Raw genomic sequence first — 4,969 nt, 5'->3', positions numbered from 1 at the left:
CTGTTACCATTTTGTAATTTAATATCCATTAAATCTTTTCTCCTAAATCTTCTTACAATCAATTAAAGTTAAAATATAAGTATTTGCATATGTTAAATATTTTACATTTAATCTTCCATCTTCAATAATCTCATCCATCCATTTGTCCCAATTTATATTTAACATTTTACAAAAATCTTCTCCACTTCCACGAAGCCAACATCTTCCAATCCATTCTGCTTTCATATCTCTAGCTGGAACAATGAGTGTAAATGGAATTTCAGCTTCTAATAAAGCCTCTCTAACTTCTTTATGACTGCTCACAAAAATGTAATCAACTTTTCCAATATTCTCTTTGATATGTTCAATATAGTTTTTGGGAAACTCTGGATTACGGACTTTGATTAAATCATCTTCAATAGCAGTCATATACCATGTCTTTGACATTTTTCTTGGAACACTACTCCAAATTTCTGCTGCCTTTTCTAATTCTTCTTCTGTTCGTTTTCTTTCCATCCAGCTAAAATTACTATTATCGCTATCCAGAGCAATTAATCCTCTTTTATTTAATTCTTCGACTGCATATGTTTTTCCACATGCAGGAAATGCAGAAATAATCTTTGTATCTTTAATCGTAGTCTCTCGTTTTTGATTTTTGAACCAATTTTTTAATTCCTTTTCTGGGAAATTTTCATGCTCGCGCAAACTTAAATCATATAGAAATCCATTGCTTAAATCATTTGTTAAATAATCTAAACAATCATTCCAACCTTTATTTAATACATTCTTATCAATCATCTGACTCATTCTCTTCACCATCCTTATATAACATTCTAGGATATTCCTCAAAAATAAAGATACTATTTAATGTAATAACATGTACTTCTATAGTCAAATCACCAGTTTGTACTACATTAACCTTCTTCACCGTACTTGTTCTTACCCAGCCACCATTTTTATAAGGTGTTCCATCAGAATCATATTCATATCTACAATACATTGGATAACCAGGTTCGATATCCTTAATTGAGAATCTTACAATTCTACCAATTCTTCTTACATAATCTTCTTCTATTCTATCTTCTCCATATGGTCCAGCAGAACCGTTATATTTAATAGCTTTAATTTTGTATAACATTACCTATCACCACACTTATATATTCGCCTATACTTTATTCCAATCAATATCTTCTTTTAATAATTTTAAAAATTCCAATAAATCATCATATGTAAATTTACAGTTATTACACCAATTACTCCGTCCAAGATGTTTATACCAATTGATTGATACACCACTTTCAAAATGTATGATGTGAAATTCATCGCTATTTCTACATAAGATAAATTCGTCAGTATATTGCGGATATCCACACATAACTTCTATATTTTCAATTTGATCTTTATTAAAAATCTTATAAAAAGCTCTAACAAAATCATCTCTATCAAAAGTTAGTCCTTTTAATACTTTAAATTTTTCATACATAGTATCAACCTCCTTGATGATAGATGAGGATGATAGATAATTTTCACCCTCATCTATATATTCTTCCATTATCTAATTCTAAGTCCTTCTCCTTGTGGTTCTAAATGACACCACTCACAATGTAAAGATCCATCCTGACCATCATATCCATTATCTTTGAGATAATCTCTCAAAGCATCTCCATTTACTACATCTGGCTGAGAAATTCTAAATTCTTTTGGAAGATTTTTTACATCCACATCCACAACAAGTTTTCTTTTGCCACCATTTTTCTGAATATTAAATGAAAATAACTCTGTGGTAAATTTTCGTTTTCCTGTTAGCTCCATGCAAGTTTTAAGATTTTCTTTTAACCATTTGATACGGTTTTCAAATGTCTTTTGTCTAGCTTTGAGTCTATTGTTTTCTTTCTCTATACCTTCGATATCCATCTCTAAATTTTTAATAATCTTGGCATAACCATCGGCTTTTTCCTCAATTTCGCACTCTACTCCTTCAAGAGTATCCATGATGATCTGCTCATCAACTTCATCGTCCTCAAACATATTTAATAGTTCTAAAAACTGTCCAGTTAATTCATATAACTTCATCTATATATTCTCCTATTTATCATTTGATTTTTTATACTTTTCAATTAACATGTCTTTTAAAAATGTCTGTTTTGTATTAGTTTCTTTTGTTTGGATTGCCTTTCGAATAGCATAATTATTACCAACTAGAACACAATATTTTTTAGCTCTGGTAATACCAGTATAAAGTAATTCACAATTGTTCATGACATAACTACTAGAATCTAGTGCTACGATGGTTGATAAATAACCAGATCCTTGAGATTTATGTATACTACAGGCATAAGCTAATTCAAGACTCTTAGTATCTTTTTTATCTAATACGACTTCTCCAATTCCATCGAAATCAACGGTCACATAGCCATCATCTGTAATTTCTTTTATAATCCCCATGTTGCCATTGAAAATTGGACAAGAATTACCATCGACATCGACAGATTGATAATTATTCTTAGTATTTATGACTTTATCATTAACACGGATCACATATTCCCTTGCGTTTTCAGGGTTTTTTAAGGTTCCTTTTTGTAATGAAATCACGATTTCATTGCCCTCGGTAAATTTAGGGTTATAAATCTCCTGCAAGCGAGTATTTAGGTTATAACAAGATAAATCTCCTCTCATCCGCATTGGAACACAAACCTGTACTTCCATGATGTTGTTAAATTTCTGCATCTCAGTTTGAAAATGGGAAATAACACGATCTGACAATGATTCTTTCGTATTAGAAATATCTAATTCCATATCTTTTAATTCTCCAAGAACTTCATTACCCTCAAATTTAACATCGAAGATTTGTTCCTGTTTAGCAACCTTCATTGAAGTAGGAATAATACCACTTCTGAGAGCTTGTCTATGCGGCTTGGTTAATCTAACAACAGGAAGTACACCACTATCAAGAATATCTGCGAACACCTGACAATTTCCAATAGGAGTAAGCTGCTGAACATCACCCATAATAATTATTTTTGCTCCAGTTGGAATAGCTTCAAGAAGTGCTAAAAACAGAACACCATTAATCATAGTCGCTTCATCAATGAGAACAATATCTACAGGTAGCTTATTTCCTTTTCCAAATGTAAATTTTCCGTTCTGATATCCTAATGCTCTGTGAATTGTACTCGCTGGAAGTCCAGTTGCTTCAGTAATTCTTACACTCGCTTTACCAGATAAAGCACAAGCTAAAATCTCATATCCTGAATAAAGCGAACAAATACCATTAGCAGTCGAAGTTTTACCTACGCCAGCCCCACCAGTCAAAGCCATTACATGATTATCAAGGCTTAATTTAATAGCTGCTTTCTGCTCATCAGTAAATTCAAAACCCTGAGATTCCTCTGTTCTTTCTACAATTTTCTCCCAGTTTTCAATATTGAAAGATTTTGGTATATACTCATTTGGATTATCTGGTTTTACTTCTTCTCCATCTTCAATAACTGTAGCTCTACCATTTTGAATACGAATAAGTTCTTTTGCTATATTAGATTCCAGATCATAGAATTTTTTTAATGCAATTTTCAAGCCATTATCAATGACTACCACATTTTTATCTTCTATCATTTTGGCAGCGACATTGTTTACTACATCTTCTGGAACATATCCTAATGTATCATAAAGTGCTTTCATGAGTTCTTGATAACCCAAATAGCTTTTTCCAAATTCTCCTTGCTCATTAAGATAGTGAAGTAAGAAGCCTTTTATTCTTCTATGATCAAATTGTCCTATTCCAACTTTACAAGCAACTTCGTCAGCCTTTTTAAATCCCACTCCATCTACTCTGACTAAATCGTATGGATTATTCCTAACCACATCTATAACCGTATCAGGAGAATGATAGAAATCTACTAATTTCTTAATGAATGTATGAGTTAATCCTAACTTTCCCAATTCCATATAAATAGCACTATAATCTTTTGATTCCTCATATTCGTCAATTAATCTTAGGGCTACTTGATTACCAATACCTCTAATTTTCATCAATGATTCTATGTCTCGATTTTCCAAAAGTGAAATCACATCATCATATTTATCAAATAACTTGTCTACTAAATTTTCGTTGATTACATTCTTTAGAAATTCTTTTTGTTTATCTTTACTTGAAATATCAATACATTTACTCATATATAGAATTTCATATGTGTCTCCATACTGTTCATTATGTTCAGCAAGTTTGCAGTATACTTTGTATGTTGTACCATATTCTACTGTTGGACAATTACCTTTGAGTTTAATGTAATCTCCGTAGTATTCTGTCCCTTCTAACATTTTAGTAACGGCTACTTTTAAAATTCCAAAGTCTCCACTTTTGATTTTTTTAGAATACTTTGGATAGAAAATTCTATCCAAAGTGCATTCAAATTTTAAAACTTTTTCTTCTTCCACTAGCTAACCTCACAATCTGTAATCAGTGAATTAGATTTTTTGTATTTACGGAAAATAATATCGTATTGAGTAATCATGTCATATTCTTTATCAATATCTGCAACTACAATATTTTTTCCATCATCATCTTTTCCAATGATTTTTTCTCCAAATACTTTCTCGATTTTCTTAGCATCTATAATATCTCCATCTTGTAGAGGTAAGATTTTAAATATTTCTTTCTTCACCTTTACATATTTATATTCTCCTATTCCAATATCATAAACAACAAGGTTTGGAGCAATGACGTTTCTGGTATTTAGAATAAATAACTTGTCATGCATAAATGGATCAACATATCTAACTTCGTCAAATTTCTTTACTTGAGCTTCCATGATTTCAAATGCATTAAGATGTTCATCTGGAATAAGATTAAAAATTTCAAGAAGAGCTTTACGAGAATCAAGATTATTATAAGATTTTCCAGTTTTAGATAATTCAGAGTTTGAATAATTATGTTTTTTTATTTTATCATCCTTGATTTTTTTTATCTAATGTGCTAACTGTTATCTTATTT

6 protein-coding genes are annotated in these 4,969 nt (G+C 30.8%); all 6 read right to left on the bottom strand.

Features of this window, described 5'->3' with window-relative positions:
- Positions 1–42: 42 nt before the first annotated feature.
- The 6 genes from DWX91_RS15850 to DWX91_RS15825 all read right to left on the bottom strand — a co-directional run bounded on the left by DWX91_RS15850 (position 43) and on the right by DWX91_RS15825 (position 4,787).
- Positions 43–786, bottom strand: a complete 744-nt coding sequence (locus tag DWX91_RS15850; protein WP_147354434.1) for a hypothetical protein — start codon at positions 784–786, stop codon at positions 43–45.
- Positions 770–1,117, bottom strand: coding sequence for a hypothetical protein (locus DWX91_RS15845; RefSeq protein ID WP_118539722.1), 348 nt, complete (start codon positions 1,115–1,117; stop codon positions 770–772). Before DWX91_RS15845 ends, DWX91_RS15850 begins: the two co-directional genes overlap by 17 nt.
- Positions 1,118–1,144: 27 nt before the next feature.
- Positions 1,145–1,462, bottom strand: coding sequence for a hypothetical protein (locus DWX91_RS15840; protein ID WP_147354433.1), 318 nt, complete (start codon positions 1,460–1,462; stop codon positions 1,145–1,147).
- 68 nt (positions 1,463–1,530) lie between these two features.
- The gene (locus DWX91_RS15835) at positions 1,531–2,052 is read right to left on the bottom strand and encodes a siphovirus Gp157 family protein (RefSeq protein WP_118539718.1); all 522 of its coding nucleotides are present in this window, start codon (positions 2,050–2,052) and stop codon (positions 1,531–1,533) included.
- A gap of 12 nt (positions 2,053–2,064) precedes the next feature.
- Positions 2,065–4,413, bottom strand: coding sequence for an AAA family ATPase (locus DWX91_RS15830; RefSeq protein ID WP_118539716.1), 2,349 nt, complete (start codon positions 4,411–4,413; stop codon positions 2,065–2,067).
- On the bottom strand, positions 4,413–4,787 hold the full coding sequence (locus DWX91_RS15825; RefSeq protein ID WP_118539714.1) for a hypothetical protein: 375 nt from the start codon (positions 4,785–4,787) through the stop codon (positions 4,413–4,415). The genes DWX91_RS15830 and DWX91_RS15825 overlap by 1 nt, the downstream gene beginning before the upstream one ends.
- Between the last annotated feature and the right edge of the window lie 182 nt (positions 4,788–4,969).

The sequence above is a fragment of the Clostridium sp. AF22-10 genome (genome assembly GCF_003478725.1).
In the GTDB taxonomy this organism is placed as follows: domain Bacteria; phylum Bacillota; class Clostridia; order Lachnospirales; family Lachnospiraceae; genus Otoolea; species Otoolea fessa.
This window is presented reverse-complemented; position numbering and strand designations above follow the sequence as displayed.

Excerpts from the sequence above, each read along its gene's own strand:
- DWX91_RS15850 (WP_147354434.1), bottom strand. The coding sequence starts at position 786 with ATGAGTCAGATGATTGATAAGAATGTATTAAATAAAGGTTGGAATGAT.
- DWX91_RS15840 (WP_147354433.1), bottom strand. The coding sequence starts at position 1,462 with ATGTATGAAAAATTTAAAGTATTAAAAGGACTAACTTTTGATAGAGAT.
- DWX91_RS15845 (WP_118539722.1), bottom strand. The coding sequence starts at position 1,117 with ATGTTATACAAAATTAAAGCTATTAAATATAACGGTTCTGCTGGACCA.
- DWX91_RS15825 (WP_118539714.1), bottom strand. The coding sequence starts at position 4,787 with ATGGAAGCTCAAGTAAAGAAATTTGACGAAGTTAGATATGTTGATCCA.
- DWX91_RS15835 (WP_118539718.1), bottom strand. The coding sequence starts at position 2,052 with ATGAAGTTATATGAATTAACTGGACAGTTTTTAGAACTATTAAATATG.